At 72.4% G+C, this 16,286-nt stretch carries 15 protein-coding genes; 10 read left to right on the top strand and 5 right to left on the bottom strand.

The features are described from left to right. The first annotated feature begins 124 nt into the window (after nucleotides 1-124). Genes MTP10_RS09840 through MTP10_RS09855 form a run of 4 tightly spaced genes read left to right on the top strand, consistent with a single transcriptional unit; the run spans nucleotide 125 to nucleotide 3,514 of the window. Entirely contained in the window at nucleotides 125-1,177 is a 1,053-nt protein-coding gene (locus MTP10_RS09840) for an ABC transporter substrate-binding protein (RefSeq protein WP_310708746.1), read from the top strand. Then, nucleotides 1,174-1,950: an ABC transporter ATP-binding protein gene (locus MTP10_RS09845; RefSeq protein ID WP_310708747.1), complete on the top strand. Its 777-nt coding sequence runs from the start codon at nucleotides 1,174-1,176 to the stop codon at nucleotides 1,948-1,950. The genes MTP10_RS09840 and MTP10_RS09845 overlap by 4 nt, the downstream gene beginning before the upstream one ends. Next, entirely contained in the window at nucleotides 1,947-2,711 is a 765-nt protein-coding gene (locus MTP10_RS09850) for an ABC transporter permease subunit (protein ID WP_310708748.1), read from the top strand. The genes MTP10_RS09845 and MTP10_RS09850 overlap by 4 nt, the downstream gene beginning before the upstream one ends. Next, nucleotides 2,708-3,514, top strand: a complete 807-nt coding sequence (locus MTP10_RS09855) for an ABC transporter permease subunit (RefSeq protein ID WP_310708749.1) — start codon at nucleotides 2,708-2,710, stop codon at nucleotides 3,512-3,514. The genes MTP10_RS09850 and MTP10_RS09855 overlap by 4 nt, the downstream gene beginning before the upstream one ends. A 29-nt stretch (nucleotides 3,515-3,543) precedes the next feature. Here the strand turns inward: MTP10_RS09855 and MTP10_RS09860 are convergent, their stop codons facing one another. Both MTP10_RS09860 and MTP10_RS09865 read right to left on the bottom strand, forming a co-directional pair. Continuing rightward, nucleotides 3,544-3,957 (bottom strand): hypothetical protein, encoded by a 414-nt coding sequence (locus MTP10_RS09860; RefSeq protein WP_310708750.1) that lies wholly within the window; start codon nucleotides 3,955-3,957, stop codon nucleotides 3,544-3,546. A gap of 109 nt (nucleotides 3,958-4,066) precedes the next feature. Continuing rightward, on the bottom strand, nucleotides 4,067-5,467 hold the full coding sequence (locus tag MTP10_RS09865) for an MFS transporter (RefSeq protein WP_310708751.1): 1,401 nt from the start codon (nucleotides 5,465-5,467) through the stop codon (nucleotides 4,067-4,069). Between the two features lie 454 nt (nucleotides 5,468-5,921). On the opposite strand from MTP10_RS09865, the gene MTP10_RS09870 reads away from it, so the two are divergent. The 3 genes from MTP10_RS09870 to MTP10_RS09880 are packed head-to-tail and all read left to right on the top strand — an operon-like array spanning nucleotide 5,922 to nucleotide 8,682. Further along, nucleotides 5,922-6,986: a hypothetical protein gene (locus tag MTP10_RS09870; protein ID WP_310708752.1), complete on the top strand. Its 1,065-nt coding sequence runs from the start codon at nucleotides 5,922-5,924 to the stop codon at nucleotides 6,984-6,986. Continuing rightward, entirely contained in the window at nucleotides 6,983-8,290 is a 1,308-nt protein-coding gene (locus MTP10_RS09875; protein ID WP_310708753.1) for a hypothetical protein, read from the top strand. The genes MTP10_RS09870 and MTP10_RS09875 overlap by 4 nt, the downstream gene beginning before the upstream one ends. Continuing rightward, nucleotides 8,287-8,682, top strand: coding sequence for a hypothetical protein (locus MTP10_RS09880; protein ID WP_310708754.1), 396 nt, complete (start codon nucleotides 8,287-8,289; stop codon nucleotides 8,680-8,682). The genes MTP10_RS09875 and MTP10_RS09880 overlap by 4 nt, the downstream gene beginning before the upstream one ends. 114 nt (nucleotides 8,683-8,796) lie before the next feature. On the opposite strand, the gene dacB is transcribed toward MTP10_RS09880, so the two are convergent. Next, nucleotides 8,797-10,338, bottom strand: coding sequence for a D-alanyl-D-alanine carboxypeptidase/D-alanyl-D-alanine-endopeptidase (gene dacB / locus MTP10_RS09885; RefSeq protein ID WP_310708755.1), 1,542 nt, complete (start codon nucleotides 10,336-10,338; stop codon nucleotides 8,797-8,799). Between the two features lie 151 nt (nucleotides 10,339-10,489). Continuing rightward, nucleotides 10,490-11,041, bottom strand: a complete 552-nt coding sequence (locus MTP10_RS09890) for a DUF1707 and FHA domain-containing protein (protein ID WP_310708756.1) — start codon at nucleotides 11,039-11,041, stop codon at nucleotides 10,490-10,492. Nucleotides 11,042-11,150: 109 nt separating this feature from the next. On the opposite strand from MTP10_RS09890, the gene MTP10_RS09895 reads away from it, so the two are divergent. From MTP10_RS09895 to MTP10_RS09905, 3 genes are read left to right on the top strand one after another with little or no spacing between them, the layout of a single operon-like run. After that, entirely contained in the window at nucleotides 11,151-11,663 is a 513-nt protein-coding gene (locus tag MTP10_RS09895; RefSeq protein WP_310708757.1) for a PadR family transcriptional regulator, read from the top strand. Next, the gene (locus tag MTP10_RS09900; protein ID WP_310708758.1) at nucleotides 11,660-12,340 is read left to right on the top strand and encodes an ABC transporter ATP-binding protein; all 681 of its coding nucleotides are present in this window, start codon (nucleotides 11,660-11,662) and stop codon (nucleotides 12,338-12,340) included. The genes MTP10_RS09895 and MTP10_RS09900 overlap by 4 nt, the downstream gene beginning before the upstream one ends. Continuing rightward, nucleotides 12,337-14,922, top strand: a complete 2,586-nt coding sequence (locus tag MTP10_RS09905) for an ABC transporter permease (RefSeq protein WP_310708759.1) — start codon at nucleotides 12,337-12,339, stop codon at nucleotides 14,920-14,922. The genes MTP10_RS09900 and MTP10_RS09905 overlap by 4 nt, the downstream gene beginning before the upstream one ends. On the opposite strand, the gene MTP10_RS09910 is transcribed toward MTP10_RS09905, so the two are convergent. Next, a complete protein-coding gene (locus MTP10_RS09910; RefSeq protein ID WP_310708760.1) occupies nucleotides 14,882-16,243 on the bottom strand; it encodes an MFS transporter in 1,362 nt (453 codons plus the stop codon). The genes MTP10_RS09905 and MTP10_RS09910 overlap by 41 nt on opposite strands. Nucleotides 16,244-16,286: the final 43 nt, after the last annotated feature.

Raw genomic sequence — 16,286 nt, forward strand, 5'->3', positions numbered from 1 at the left:
CGGTCAAAGAGGGCCCGACGCACCACCGGATGACCGAAATTCCGTCACATGATGGTAATAATCGATGTATACCGTCCTGACCTGCGGATTCACCCGCCGCACCTCCCTCGCTCCAAGGAGAATCATGGCTCCCCTCGACCGTCGCGCGTTCCTGCGGACGACCGGTCTGGCCGGGTTGGCGCTCGGTCTGGCCGCCTGTGGCGACAACTCCGCCTCCACCGGCGGCGGTGGCGGCGAGGGTGGTCTCGGCTCGGTGAAGCTCCAGCTCTCGTGGAAGAAGAACGTCGAGTTCGCCGGCGAGTACTTCGCCGACAGCAAGGGCTACTTCAAGGCGGCCGGGTTCTCCCAGGTCGAGCTGCTGTCCGGTGGCGGCTCCGGCACCTCGGTCGAGTCGGGCCTGACCACCGGCCGGTGCTGGATCGGGCTGTCGGCCCCCACCATCACCGCGCCCGCCGTCCTCCAGGGCGCCCCCCTGAAGATCGTCGGTGCGACGTTCCAGAAGAACCCCTTCGCGGTCGTCTCCCTGTCCAAGAACCCCATCGAGGACCCCAAGGCGCTGGTCGGCAAGAGGATCGGCGTCCAGGACTCCAACGAGCTGGTCTGGAACGCGCTGCTCAAGGCCAACGGCATCGACCCGGCCAGTGTGACCCGCGTGCCGTTCCAGTCCGACCCCTCGATGCTCACCTCCGGCCAGCTCGACGGCTACGTCGGCTTCGTCACCAGCGGCCCCGTACGGCTGAAGATGCAGGGTGTGGACGCCGCCCACCTGCTGTTCGCCGACCACGGCCTGCCGCTCGTCGCCGAGACGTTCACCGTCACCCAGCAGACCATCGACACCGAGCGCGACAAGCTCAAGGCGTTCCTCACCGCGGAGATCAAGGGCTGGAAGGACGCCGTCGCCAACCCCGCCAAGTCCGCCGAGATGGCCGCCAAGACCTACGGCAAGGACCTCAACCTCGACGTCGCCGAGCAGACCGAGGAGGCCAAGATGCAGAACGAGCTGGTCGTCACCCCCGACGCCAAGGCCAACGGGCTGTTCACGATGACCCCCGAGCTGATCGAGCAGAACATCGCCTCGCTCGGCAAGGCCGGGCTCGCCGTCAAGGCCGAGCAGCTGTTCGACCTGACGATCCTGGACGAGGTCTACAAGGCCGACCCGAGCCTGAAGCTCTCATGACCGGAATCGCGATCTCGGGGCTGAGCAAGACGTTCGCCAAGGGCCTGACCGCCGTCGACGACGTCGACCTGAGCACGCCCAGGGGCTCGTTCCTGTCGCTGCTCGGCCCGTCCGGGTGCGGCAAGTCCACGGTGCTGCGCATCCTGGCCGGTCTGGAGAGGCCCACGACCGGGGAGATCCGCGTGAACGGCGAGACGCCCGAGGAGCTGCGCCGCGGCCACCACCTCGGCATCGCCTTCCAGGACTCGGCGCTGCTGCCGTGGCGCAGCGTCACCGCCAACATCCGGCTGCCCCTGGAGGTCGCCGGGATCCGGCCCGAGCCCGGGGCCGTCGAGGACCTGGTCAAGCTGGTCGGGCTCGAAGGCTTCGAGAAGGCCCGGCCGGCCGAGCTGTCCGGCGGCATGCGCCAGCGCGTGTCCATCGCCCGCGCCCTCGTGGTCAAGCCCAGCGTGCTGCTGCTCGACGAGCCGTTCGGCGCGCTGGACGACATGACCCGGCAGCGGCTCAACCTGGAGCTCCTGCGCATCTGGACCGAGAAGCCCGCCACCACGCTCATGGTCACCCACGGCATCGGCGAGGCGATCTTCCTGTCGGACGTCGTGGCCGTCATGAGCCCGCGCCCCGGCCGCGTCGTGGAGCTGGTGGAGATCGACCTGCCCCGGCCGCGCACGCCCGAGATGATGCGCACGCCGGAGTTCCACGCCATCCACGACCACCTCAGCGCCCTGCTGTTCGGCGGCGGCCGGACCGAGCCCCTCGGGCGCGGCACATGAGGCGGGTCCACGGGCCGGCCGGCGTCGTCGCCCTCATCGGCCTCTGGTGGCTGCTCGCCGCGACCCTCTTCGCGGACGGCGGCGCGGTGCCCACCCCGTGGCAGGTCCTCGCCGGCATGGCCCGCGACGGCTGGGCCTTCTACGGCCCCAACGTCACCGCCACCGTCGGCGCCGCCCTCCAGGGGTTCCTGTGGGGCAACGGCCTGGCCGTCGTGGTGGCCGTGCTCGTCCTGCTCGTCCCCCGGCTGGAAGCCGTGGCCACCCAGCTCGCGGTGATCAGCTACTGCATCCCGCTGCTCGCCATCGGGCCGATCATCCTGGTCGTCTTCGGCGGGCCCGCCACCGTGGTGTTCCTCGCCGCCGTCTCGGTGTTCTTCACCACGCTCATCGGCGCCCTGCTCGGGCTCCGCTCGGCCGACCGGGCCAGCCTCGACCTCGTCACCGTGTACGGGGGCGGGCGCCTGGCCAGGCTCCGGTACGTGCAGGTCATCGCGGCGCTGCCGAGCACGTTCGCCGGGCTGCGGATCTCGGCCCCGTCGGCGCTGCTGGGCGCGATCATCGGGGAGTACCTGGGCAGCAACGACCAGGGGCTCGGGGTGTCGCTCATGATCTCCCAGCAGCAGTTCCAGGTGCCCCGCACGTGGGGGCTGGCGCTGGTGGCCGGGCTGGTCGCCGGGCTCGGGTACGCCGTGGTCGCGCTGGTCGCGCGGGTGGTCACCCCGTGGTCGTCCGGCCGTACGGAATCGGGGTCGGCACTGTGACGGGACGTACCGGGCTGAGAAGCGGGCTGCGGACCGGGCTGCGGGTCGTCGGGCCGCTGGCGCCCGCCGTGCTCATCGTGGTCGCCGGGTGGTGGCTGTTCCTGGAGGCGTTCGGCATCAGCCCGCTCGTCGGCAAGCGGCCACCGCAGGTCTGGGACTATTTGTTCGCCCCGGACGCCGCCGCGCACCGCGACGCCGTGTTCGGGGCGCTCGGCGTCACGATCCGGGACGCGGCCATCGGCTTCACCGCCGGGATGGTCGCCGCCATGGCGGTGGCGGTCGCGTTCGTGCTGTTCAGGACCGTGGAGCAGACGTTCATGCCGGTCGCCATGCTGCTCCGGTCGGTGCCGCTGGTCGTCATGACACCGCTGATCACCCTCGTCTTCGGCCGGGACCTGGCCGGCGTGGCCGTCATCGGCGGGATCGTGGTGTTCTTCCCCGCCCTGGTCAACATCGCCTTCGGGCTGCGCTCCGCCTCACCGCAGGCCACGGACCTCGTCCTGGCGTACGGGGGCGGGCGGCTCACGGTGCTGCGCAAGGTCGCGGTGCCGACGGCCATGCCCTCCGTCTTCGCCTCGGCCCGGATCTCGGTGCCCGCCTCGATCATCGGCGCCCTCATCGCCGAGTGGCTGGCCACGGGCGAGGGCATCGGGGCCGGCATCCTGCGCGCCATCGGCGGCTTCCGGTACGACGAGGTGTGGGCGGACATCGTGGTGGTCACGGCGGTGTCGATCCTGGCGTACGCGGTGGTGGGCGTGGTGGAGTCGCTGGTCCTGGCCCGCTTCTCCGACCAGCGCCCCTGACCCGCGTCACCGGGTCTCCGGGCCCGCGGTCAGCCGCGGTGGGCGGCGGGGCGGCGGATCGGGCACGGATGCGCGGTGTGACGGTTCGGGCAGCAGATCATCGCGATGCTCGCGAACCGCCCGCCCGTCAGCCACTCGCCCCACACCACGTCCACCCCGCGCGGCAGCGCGTCGGCGGCGCCGTCGAGCCGGGCCCGCAGGCCCACCCGGTCCGGGCGGGGGAAGGACCTCGCGGCCCGGCGGTACCGGGCGGCCAGCCACTCCAGCGCCGGGCCGGGCTCGTGGAAGGTCGCGGCGATGCGGGAGGCCGGGCGGGCCAGCCAGTCGCCGGTCAGCATGGGCGGCAGGTCCGAGGCGCCGAACTCCGGCGAGCCGGGCCGCCGCTCCTCCTCCCGCTCGCGCTCCGCGCCGTCGCCGACCCAGGCGTAGGCATGCCAGTGCACCGGCCACCCCCCACGGTCATGGAACTCCCATCAGGGTTCCTTCCCCGCCCGGGTCCGGGTCGCTCACCTCCTGCCGGGGGAGCGACCCGCGACCCGGGCGGTCCGGTCGTCAGTGGTGGCCGGCCGCCGCGGCTCTCGGCAGCAGTGGCAGGCACAGCGCGCAGAGCACGATCACCCCGAGGACGCCGCACAGTGTGAGCAGCGCACCCGACCGCGCGTCGTGGCCGGTGCTGACGGTCAGGAAGACCGTGGAGACGCCGGCCGCGCCGAACGCGTTGGCGAGCTGCTGCACGGCGTTGAGCGCCCCGCCGGCGCTGCCGGACTCGTCGACGCCGACGTCGCCGAGCGCCACCGCGAAGATCGAGCCGAAGCAGCAGCCCATCCCCAGCCCGCACACGAACAGCGGCGCCGTCAGCGCCCACGTGGACAGCCCCGGAGCCACCACGACGGCCAGGTAGCAGAGCACCCCGGCGCCGGTCAGCGCGAGCCCGATCGCCACCAGCCGGCGGCCGAGCCGGGTGATGAGGCCGCGTGCCGAGAACGAGGCCACGATGATGCCGACGGACAGCGGCGCCATCGTCCCCGCGGTCGTCAGCGGTTCGAGCCGCTGCCCGTCCTGCAGGTACAGGGACGAGACGTACAGCAGGCCCGAGACGGCCGCGAAGAACAGCGCGCCGACCAGGACTCCGGCGACGAACCCGCGGTTGCGCAACAGCGACGGCTCCAGCAGCGGGTTGCCGCCGCGTACCTGGTGGACGGCCAACAGGGCCAGGCAGGCCGCGCCGCCGGCGACGGCGAGCAGCGTCGCCGGGCTCCAGCCGCCGTCGCCGCTCTGGACGAGGCCGCCCAGCACGCCGAGGACGCCCAGCATCAGCAGGACCGCGGCGAGCGGGTCGATCACCACGGCGCGGCGCTCCCGGTCGGGCGGCAGCTCCTTCGCGCCGGCGAGCAGCACGGCGAGGCCGAGCAGCACGTTCCCGGCGAAGATGCCGCGCCAGCCGAGCCCGAACGGGTTGGCCTGGATGACCAGCCCGGCCACGACCGGGCCGCTGATCGAGCCGACGGCCATGAGCGGCGCGAACAGCCCGAAGACGCGGCCCAGCTCCTCGCGCGGGAAGACGCGCAGCAGGATGCCGAAGCCCTGCGGGATGAGCAGGGCGCCGAACACGCCCTGGGCCAGGCGCGCGCCGATGATCGACTCGGGGCTCCAGGCGAGGGCGCACAGCAGGGACGCGGCCGCGAACCCGGCCGTGCCGGTCAGGAAGGCCCGTCGCTGTCCGTACCGGTCGCCGATCCGGCCGCCGATCACCAGGATCGAGCCGAGCGCCAGCGCGTAGGTGGAGCCGAGCCAGGGCGTCAGCGAGGGCGGGGCGTGCAGGTCGCGCACGACGGACGGGGCGGCGATGTTGGTGACCGTCGTGCTCAGCAGGTCGAGGACGTCGGCGACGAGAATGACGGCGAAGATCCGCCAGCGGGCGGAGACGCGGACGTCGGTGCCGGTTTGCGGCATGGCGAAGCACTCTCTGTTCTCGAGAGACTCAGACGTTCACCCGCTGTGGGGACGTCGTGCCGGCCGGAAGTCCCGGCACGAGACCACGCCCAGGCGTGCCTCGCCGCACCTTACGGATCAGCAGCATAGCGGAGGAAAGAGGGGCGGGGCCCGGCCGCGGTCCGTGTGCGGGGGGGGCGCGGCCGGGCCCGCCGGGCCGGCCGCCAGGGTTCATCGGCCGGCGAAATTCTGCGTCCGACCGGAATTACGACTGCCGCAGATTCATGAAAGCCATGTCGGCACACAGCGGCCGGCAGCCATTAGGATCAACGCCGTTTGGGGCTCATGACGCGGTTCTCACCGCCACCCCGATGTCTCGAAAAAGAGATGTGATGTGACGGAAAGGATTCATGACGTGGCATTAGCCGCCGGCATTCGGCGATTCATGGTGGATACGGGGGAACCCCGCGGATGGGTGTCCCCCCGGACAGACCTGGTGATGGCGCTGCTCGGGATCTGGTTCGGGGTCGGACTGATGATCGACGCCTGGGCGCACACCAACCTGGCAGGCCTGGAGACCTTCTTCACGCCATGGCACGCGGTGTTCTATTCCGGGTTCGCCGTGGTCTCCGGCTGGATAATCTGGCAGGTGTGGCGCAACATGCGCGCCGGCCGTCAGGGGCTGGCGGCCGTTCCCACCGGTTATCTCGCCGGGCTGGTGGCGATTCCCGCGTTCGCCGCCTTCGGATTCGCCGACATGATGTGGCACACCATCCTCGGCATCGAGACGACCATCAACATTCTTTTCAGCCCGTCACATCTCGGCCTCATCGTGACGATGATGCTCATCATCACGACACCGCTGCGCTCGGCGTGGAACGCCCCCGGCCTCGGCGCCCGGCCCTCGCTCGGCCGCCTGCTGCCCGCGCTGATCGGGCTCGCGTTCGCCACCACGCTGGTGTCGCTGTTCCTGTCGTACGGCGACGCCCTGCAGTACCGCCCCGAGCGGATCGTCCAGGCGTTCTCCATGCTGGAGGACTCGGGCGCCGAACGGGTGGCCGTCGCGATGGTCGTCACCAACGTCATCATGCTCAGCCCTGTGCTGTTCCTGGTGCGCCGCTGGATGTTGCCGTTCGGCTCGGTGACCGTCATGTACGCGATCATGGTGCTCATGCCGGGGGCCCAGACGGCGTTCCGCAACGTGCCGATCCTGTTGTCGTTCGTGGCCGCCGGGTTGGTGAGCGACCTGCTGATCCGCCGGCTGCGGCCGTCGGGTGAGCGGCGCGCCGCGTACTGGGCCTTCGCCGGGCTGTCGGCCTTCGCCACCTGGTCGCTGTACATCGGGGTCGCCTCGGCCACCGGGGGCGGCCTGCCCGCCGTGCCCGAGCTGTGGACCGGCGCGCCGATCATCGCCGGGCTGATCGGGCTGGCGCTCGGGGCGCTGTTCCTGCCCAACGCGGTCACCGCCGCGCCGGTACCGCCGAGCGCAGTCAGCGTCGAGGCGGTTCCGCCCGGCGCGGCCGACGCCGAGCGGGCATGATCCGAGTTCTGTGCCTCGCCGCCGCCTTCGTGCTGGCGATGGCCGCCCCCGCCGCGGCGCACAACGTCACGGCGGGGGCGGACCTGCGGATCGCCCAGACGATCGCCGGCGCCGAGGTCACCGTGGTGGTCAAAGGAACAACCCGGGTGCCGGGGCCGCTGCGGATCGGCGTCGTCGCCTACCAGCCGGTGTCCGGCCTGCGCGTCGGTCTCGAAGTCCGCTCCGTCGACGACGGCCACACGGTGACCGGCACCGCCCAGGCCACGGCGAACCCGCAGTTCACGCAGCTCCAGGTGGAGCGGGCCGGGCCGCACGAGCTGAGACTGAGCGCCGGGGACGAGGTCGCCGTCATCCCGTTCCGCGTCCTCGTCGAACGCCAGTCGGCGGGCGACTTCCTCATCTACGGCGGCCTGTTCGTGGCCGCGATCCTGCTGGTGGGCGGCCTGCTCACCGGGGCACTGGCCCGCCCCGGACCGGCGATGGCGCTGGCCGCGGGCGCCGCGGCCGGGGTGACGGTCGCCGCCATGGTCGTCGTGTTCGCCTCGCAGGTGCCGCCGCCCGCGCCCGCCGGCGCCGCGCCCACCTCCACGACCGCGCAGGGGCGGCCGTACGCGCAGGTCCGCATGGAGACGGTCCCGGCCCGGCCGCTGGCGGGGGAGGAGTTCACCCTGCGAGCCGATCTCATCGACGGCTCCACCGGGCGGCCCGTCGACGACCTCACCGCGCACCACGAGGCGCTCGCCCACGTGATCGTCACCAGCGAGGACGGACGCTACTTCCGCCACGTGCACCCCCTGCGCACGGCACCCGGGCACCTGGAGGTCAGACTGAGCGCCGACCGCCCCGGCCGGTACCTGGCGCACGCCGAGCTCGAACGGGAGGGCTCGGGCGGGCAACTCGTCGCCGCGGATTTCACCGTCGGAGGGACGGCCCAGGCACCGGTGAAGTCCGGCACAGCCACGGAGCCCGGCGGTGCCGGCGCACCCGCCGCGCAGGCCGGTACGACCGCCACGCCGCGGCTGCAACCCGTCGCGCCCGTCGCGGGCCGGCCCACGACGATCGAGCTGGACACCCCCGCCGGCGTGCGGACCTGGCTCGGCATGACCGGCCACCTGCTCATACGCAGCCAGGACGGCGACTTCTTCGGCCACGTGCACGAGATGGGCACCCCGGGGTCCCGGGTGCGCTTCACCTTCAGCTTCCCCGAGCCGGGCCGCTACCTCGCCTGGATCCAGTACGCCACCGCCGACCGCATCGTGACCGTACCTCTGACCGTGAACGTGACAGCATCGGAGACCCAGTGATCAGGAGGTGGCACGTGCTGGCCGCGGCCACGCTCGTGGTCGCGGCGGTGGCGCTGTTCGTCGTGGGCAGGAGCACGGCCGCCGAGCCGGTCGACGTGACGACCACGGGCACCCGCTACGCCGCCACCATCCTCATCGCGGACCCGGCTCCCGGCCGGGTCACCGTGGAGATCAAGGTGAGCAAGGGCGACGCCGACACCGTGGCCGTGTCGGCGGTGATGGCCGAGATGGGACACTCCACACCCGAGATCTCCGCCACCGAGCGGGAGCCCGGCCGCTTCGTGGCCGTGGGCGAGCTGTTCCCGATGAGCGGCGTCTGGGAGCTGGCGATCCGCCTCGACGGCCCCGCGGGGGAGGAGCAACTCGCCGTCAAAACACTGATCACCAGATAGCGATTTCCTGCGGTCTCGGGGAAAGCGTCCGAGGCGCTCCAGAACGCCTCGGCCCGAGCCTCGTCACGCGGACGGAGGCTCGGGCCGGGGTGGGTGACTACGTTCCGGGCCGGGTCAGCACTCGGCGGGCTTGAGCCAGGAGCACTCGAGGTCCGGGGCGTCCACCGCGGCCTGGCGGAGCTGCGCGGTGGCGTCCACCGTGGCGGTGCGGGAGAACTGGGCGAGGCGGATGGCGATCTTGTCCTCGATGTCCTTCGGCGAGCCGGACAGGAACTGGTTGAGCATGATCGAGAAGACCAGCGGCTCGCCCTCGGCACTGGTCACGTACCCCGACAGCGACGTGACGCCGGTCAGCGAGCCCGTCTTGGCGTGGACGTTGCCGGCGGCCGGGGTGTTGCGCATCCGGCTGCGCAGGGTGCCGCCGACGAAGCGCTCGGCGTTGCCGGCGATGGGCAGGGCCTCGTACCAGGTCTTGAACCACGGCTTGCCGCGTACGGCGGTCAGGAGCTGCGCGATCGAGCCGGGCGAGAAGCCGTCACGCCGCGACAGGCCGGAGCCGTCACGCATGTTGATCACCTGGACGCCGTTCGCCTTGGCGAAGTCCGTGGACACCTTGAGGCCGGCCGCCCAGGTGCCCTTGCCGGAGACCTTGCGGCCCATCGCCTTGGTGAGGATCTCGGCGTGCATGTTGTTGCTCAGCTTCAGGAACGGCACGAGCAGCTCGCCGAGCGGCATCGACTCGTGCTTGCCCAGCTCGGCCGCGCCGGACGGGGCGGCGCCGGTCACGGTGGGCCCGAGCACGCGCACGCCGTGCTTGGTCAGCGCCTTGCGGAACAGCGAGGAGACGTAGCTCGTCGGGTCGTCGACGGCCACCCACTCCTGGTACGGGTCCGCCACGGTGCCGGTGATGACGACGGTGCGGCCGGCGTGCTGCCGCTCGATGAGGACATCGGTGGACGAGCCGACCGTCGCCTTGTTGACGATCTTCAGGTAGTCGGTCTCGGGGGTGGTCGACACCTTGACCTTGTCACCGTCGGCGGCCACCGAGACGATCACCGAGCCGGCGTCGTAGTCGCGGTCGGGCGAGGCGGTCAGCGCCGAGATCGGCGCCGCGTAGTACGCCGTCTCGTCGTCCCACGCCCAGTCACTGCCGAGCCGCGTGGAGTCGAACCAGGTGTCGTCCGCGACCAGCTTGCCCCTGACGACCTTGATGCCCGCGGCGGCGACCTTGGCGGCCAGCGCGTCGTAGTCCTCGGCCAGCATGGTCGGGTCACCGGTGCCGCGCAGCACCAGGTCGCCGGTCAGCGCGGAGCCGATCTTGCGCCCGGCGGACAGGACCGTGGTGGGGAAGCGGTAGTCGAGGCCGAGCGTCTCGGCGGCGGCGGCCGAGGTGAACAGCTTGGTGTTGGAGGCGGGGATCATCTGCTTGCCGGCGTCGGTGGAGTAGAGCTCCTCGCCGGTGGTGGCGCTCTTGACCACCACGCCGGCCCGGGCGATGGTCAGCCGCGAGTCGGCGAGGATCTGGTTGATGTCCTGGGCCAGGTCGGCCACGCCGGGCGACGGTTCGAGCGCGATCGCGGACGTGCTGGGGCTGGACGCCCACGCGAGGGCCGCGACGAGCGCGCCCGCGACGAGGGAGGCTGAGGTGCGCCGCATGGAGTCTCCAAAGGGCTGGGGGTCTCGCCCTGGATCATCAAGCAGCGCAGACGCCGTGTAATCCGCAAATATCCGTATCTTTCGCCGCCGTACCGGAAGCGGCGGAACGCCGTACCGGAAGCGGAGGAGCGGTGGAGCGGCGGACAGCGGGTCAGGCGGCCGGGGGGCCGGAGGTGACCAGGAAGCCGCAGTCGCCGAAGGAGATCTCGTCGCCCGACGTGACCCGGGCCGGCCCGACGAGCCGCCAGCCGTTCAGCCGCGTGCCGTTGAGCGAGCCGAGGTCCACCAGCATCCACCCGCCGCCCTCCTCACGCCGCAGCTCGGCATGCACGCGCGAGACGGTGAGGTCGGACAGGACGAGATCGCACGCCGCGCCCCGGCCCACCACGTAGCGGGCGCGGTCGTCGTCGGGCAGCGCCAGCCGGGGCAGGCGCGGCTTGCGCCAGGCGGCGCGCAGGCCGGTGGTGAAGTCGGAAGCCGAGGACACCATGTCGGTCACGCGCTGCCGCAGCGACCGGCGCCGGGGCAGGTCGGCCACCAGGCGGTCGAGCTCGTCGCGACTGCGGGCGCGCAGGGCCTCGTCCACCCTGCCGACGAAGGTGTCGTGGGAGATGCGTCCCTCCACGGCCCGGTCGCGAAGCTCGCCGATCGCGCGATCGCGTTCCCCGTCGGACGCGCGAAACGGTGGATGCGTCGAGCTCATGCCCCGAGTATCGGCCTACTCCGCGTTCCGTGTCCAGAAACCGCGGATTCCACGGCAGTTCCGGCGTTCGCCTTGCGATGAGCATACTCGGTATGCATACTCAGTATTCATGTCGATCAGGCACGGACTGTTGGCACTGCTGAGCAAGGGGCCGCGATACGGCTACCAGCTCCGGGTGGAATTCGAGGCGTCGACAGGGGCGACCTGGCCGCTCAACATCGGCCAGGTCTACACGACGCTCTCCCGGATGGAACGCGACGGCCTGGTCGCCCCGGGCGGCGCCGACGACCAGGGCCGGGCCGTCTACACGATCACCGAGGCCGGTCGGGAGGAGCTGGAGCGATGGTTCGGCACCCCCGTCGACCAGGCCGACCGGCCTCGGGACGAGCTCGCCATCAAGCTCGCCATGGCCGTCGCCACGGGCAGCGTGGACGTCCACGCGGTCGTCCTGGCCCAGCGCATGGCCGCCATGGGGGCGCTGCAGAAACTCACGCGGGCCAAGCGGGCCGCGTCAGGCGGGCTCGCCGAACGGCTCGTCCTCGATTCGTTGATCTTCAAGGCCGAGGCGGAACAGCGCTGGCTGGACCACTGCGAGGCCGTTCTGAGGGAGAAGAAGGCATGACTGTGGTGAAGCTGCGGGACGTGACACGCGTCCACGGCGACGTGCACGCCCTGAAGGGGGTGAGCCTGGACGTCTCGCGCGGCGAGCTGGTCGCCGTGATGGGGCCGTCCGGCTCGGGCAAGTCCACGCTGCTCAATGTGGCGGGCGGCCTCGACCGTCCCACCTCCGGCACCGTGACCATCGGCGGCACCGATCTCGCCGCCGTGAAGGACCTGGCCGCGCTGCGCCGCCGCGAGGTCGGCTACGTCTTCCAGGACCTCAACCTCATCCCGTCGCTCACGGCGGCCGAGAACGTGATGCTGCCCCGGGAGCTCGACGGGGTGCGCACGGGCCAGGCGCGGGCCGAGGCGCTGGCCGTTCTGGAGGAGGTGGGCGTGGGGGACGTCGCCGACCGCTTCCCCGAGGAGCTGTCGGGCGGCCAGCGGCAGCGGGTCGCCATCGCGCGGGCGCTGGCGGGGGAGCGGAGCCTGCTGCTGGCCGACGAGCCGACCGGGGCGCTCGACACGGCGACCGGCGACGAGATCATGCGGCTGCTGCGGGAGCGCTGCGACGGGGGCGCGGCGGTCCTGCTGGTCACCCACGAGCCCAGGTACGCGGGCTGGGCCGACCGGGTCGTCTACCTGCGCGACGGCGCGATCGCGGACGCCGCCGCCGTACGGCTGGAGAGCGCCCGATGAGCTCCTTCACCGCCGCGCTGCGCATCTCCCGCAGGGACGCCCTGCGCTTCAAGGGACGCAGCGCCCTGGTCATGGTGATGATCGGCTTACCGGTGCTCGTCTTCAGCGCCCTGTTCACCGGCTTGCGCACGCTGGATGTGAGCCCGCTCGAAGGGCTGACCACGCGGCTCGGCGCGGCCGACGCGCGGATCTTCGCCGTGGGATCCGCCACCGCCATCACCCAGGACGCCTCCGGTGACAACTGGTCGGTCACCGACACGGCGGACGCGGAGGAGCGCGAGCCGAGGCAGTGGACGACGGACACGCTCCGCACCGTCGTCGGCGGCGCCCGGCTGGTCCCTCTCCGCGCCGACGAGGTGGAGGCGCGGCTGGCCGACGGCTACGACCGGGTGAGGCTCCTTGAGGGGGATCTGCGCGATCCGCTCACGCGAGGCATTCGCCTGCTCGTCGAGGGCAGGTTCGCCGCCACGCAGGACGAGATCGCCATCACGCCGCCGCTCGCGGATGCGGGGGTCCGGGTGGGCGACACCCTCAAGGTCACCCGATGGGACCGGCCCCGGCGGGTGGTCGGCATCGCCGAGAACCCGAACAGGCCCGGCGACATGGAGATCCTCGCCCTTCCCGGCGCTGTCCTGAGCCGGGACAACGCCCCCAACTCCTGGCTCGCCGACACGTCCGCGCCCTTACGGTGGGCCGACGTGCGCAGGCTGAACGCCGAGGGGCTGCGGGTGTCGTCCCGCGCCGTCATCGAGGCCCCCCAACCGCCCAGGGGAGCCTTCATGCGGGACCAGCGGCTGGAGGAGGAGACGCTGCTCTGGATCGCCACCGACGTGATCCTCGTCGTCATGGAGACCGTCCTGCTGGCCGGCCCGGCCTTCGCCGTGGGGCTGCGGCGGCGCAGGCGGGAGCTGGCCGTGATCGCCGCCCAGGGCGCGTCGGCCGCCCACCTCAGGACGATCGTGCTGGCGGACGGCCTGGTGCTCGGCGGCGCGGCCATCCTGCTCGGCGTCCCCGCCGGGATCGGCGGCGCCTGGCTCGCCACCCCCTTCGTCGCGCGGTCTGGGCTTTCGCTGGGGCCGTTGGACGTGCCGTGGGCGCAGGTGCTCGGCGTCGCGGCGCTGGGCCTGGTCAGCGCTCTGGTGGCGGCTGTGGTGCCGGCGGTGCATGCCGCCCGGCAGAGCCCGGCCCAGGTGCTGGCGGCCCGCGAAGGCGAGGTGGGCGAGATCCGCGGCCGTGGGGGCCGGCCCGTCCTGGGGCTCGTCCTGCTGCTGCTCGGTCTGGGGGCGACGGGGGCGGCGGCGTTGGTCGTGCACCGGGGCGCGCTGCCCATCGTGATGGCCTCGGTCCTGGTCGTGCTCGGGCTGGTCGCGCTGATGCCGTGGGTGGTCCGGTTCCTGGGGCGGCTCGCCCCGAGGCTGCCCCTGCCGGCGCGGCTGTCCGTGCGCGACGCCGTCCGCCACCGCATGCGAACGGCCTCGGCGGCGGCGGCGGTCATGGCCGCCACCATGGCGGCGGTCGCGGTGGGCGTCGGCGCCGCCAGCGCGGACGCGAGCAACGAGGCGCGCTACCGACCCCCCATGCCCGTCGGGACCACGCGGGTGGGCGTGTCCGAGCCGATCGACTACGTGGCCTGGGCCAGGATCAAGGACGCCCTCCACGAGCGGCTTCCAGGCGTGGAAGCGGTCCCCGGGCAGGAGGTGATCGACGCCAAGGGCAACGGTCTGACACCGCTGCTCATGTCGAGGCCGGAGCTGTGCCGGATCGGAGCATGCGGCGGAGAAGAGGTGATGATCGGAGACGAGCGGCTGCTCGCGCTCCAGATGGGGCGGCGCGACGCCCGCGCGGCGTCGGCACTGGCGCAGGGCAAGGCGGTGGTCTTCGACGAGCGGTTCGTTCGCGACGGCATGCTGGAGATCGGTGTACGCCAGGAAATGGACTCTGTCCGCATCAAGCCGCTCCGGGTGGCGGCCGTGGTGGCACGGGGCGCCCACGCGCGGCAGAGCGGCGCGGTCGTCCCCTCGGCGGTGCTCACCAAGGCGGGCTTCACGCTGAAGGAGCGGGAGCTGTACCTCCGTTACCGTCCGGCCGACGAGGAGCGGTTCCGGCGGGACCTGTCCGCGGTGGACCGGCGGGCGAGCGCATGGACCGAGACAGGCCGACTCAGCAGCTACACCTCCGTGCTCGTGCCCGCCCTCGGCCTGGCCCTGGTCCTGGTGCTCGGCGGCACCTTCGCCGCGACCGGGCTCGCGGCCGCCGACATGCGCCGCGACCTCGACACGCTGTCGGCCGTCGGCGCCGCGCCACGGACGCGCCGGCTCGTCGTGGCGGCCCAGGCCGGATTCATCGCGGGGACGGGGGCCCTCGTGGGTCTCGTGGCGGGCCTGGTCACCGGGCTGGCGGTGACCTTCCCCCGGACCTACGCCGCCTCCTCACGGAGTTGGACGATCGTGGGACCACCCGACGCCGTCGCGGTCCCGTGGCTCTACGTCGCCGCGATCGTGCTCGGGCTGCCGCTGCTGGCCGCCCTGGTGGCGGGCCTGTTCACCCGGACGCGCTGGACGCCGGCACGCCGCCTGGCCTGAGCCGGTACTTCAGCGTCATCAGCACCGCCAGGAAGAGCACCAGCGCCGGGACCGCGGTCTCCCCGATGAGGATCGCGGTCACGGCGCCGTCCGGCTGCCGGACCGGCCGGCTGGCGTCGGACTCCAGGAAGCCGCCCAGCGAGAGGACGCCGCCGAAGAGCAACGCCCCGAACGAGCTGACCCCGCTCTCGATCGCCGTCCACAGCCCGGTGAACACCCCCGCCCGCCGCTTGCCCGTCCGCTCGGCGTCGGCCGCGATCACGTCCGCCAGCATCGAGAACTCCAGGAGCTGGACGCCCGCGTACCCCATGCCCACGACCAGCATGGCCGCGTGCGCGTACCAGGACCCGAAGACCGGCGTGGCGGCGGCGGCCAGCGTGCCGCCGCCGAACAGCAGCCCGGCCAGGATCATCGCCCCCCGCTTGTCGTACCGCTTGGCGAGCCACACCCAGGCGGGCATGGCCAGCAGCATGGGGCCCACGATGACCGCGAACAGCGTGCTCGTCGCCTTGGGATCGCCCAGGATGTACGAGGCGAAGTACGGCGCGCCGGCCAGCAGCATGCTCACCGCGGCCATCTGCGCGCAGCTCAGCCCCAGCAGCCAGACGAACGCGGAGTCGCCCCGGGCCGCGGCGAACTGCTCGCGCAGGCTGCCCGCGTCGGGCGCCGGCGCCCCGGTCATGGGGGCGCGGGCCGTGCCGAAGAAGGAGCCGAGCATCGAGGCGAGCAGGACCACCGCGATGGTCACCGCCATCAGCCGGTAGCTGTCCAGGGTGCCCCTGGGGCCGTCGCTGTTGACGATCGCCGGGGCGACGATGCCGCTGATCACGGTGGCGGCGCCGATGAAGACCATCCGCCACTGCAGCAGCGAGGTCCGCTCGTGGTAGTCGCCGGTCATCTCGGCGGGCATCGCCTTGTACGGCACCTCGAACAGCGCGTATGCCGTCGCGGCGCCCATGAAGCAGGCCCCGACGTACAGGGCGGCCTGCAGCCCGGTCAGCGGCGGCCCGGCGAAGACCAGGAAGAACGCCACCGGCAGCGTGCAGGCGCCGGCCAGCAGCCACGGGCGCCGGGGGCCCAGCCGCGACGTGGTGCGGTCCGACCAACGGCCGACGAGCGGGTTGATCACCAGGTCCCAGACCTTGGGCGCGGCGACCACGGTCCCGGCCAGCCACGCGGGCACGGCCAGGAAGTTCGTCATGTAGTACAGCAGCAGCAGACCGGGCACGGCGTTGAACGTGGCCGTGCAGAACGAACCGACGCCGTAGCCGAGGCGCACACCCCTGGACACCGTGGGCACGCCCGAGGGCTTCGCGATCATGCCCTCATCTAAACCGAGCGAGCCCTTGTTCGGTAGGGCCCAC

The sequence above is a fragment of the Nonomuraea sp. 3-1Str genome (genome assembly GCF_031570565.1).
Classification (GTDB): Bacteria; Actinomycetota; Actinomycetes; order Streptosporangiales; family Streptosporangiaceae; genus Nonomuraea.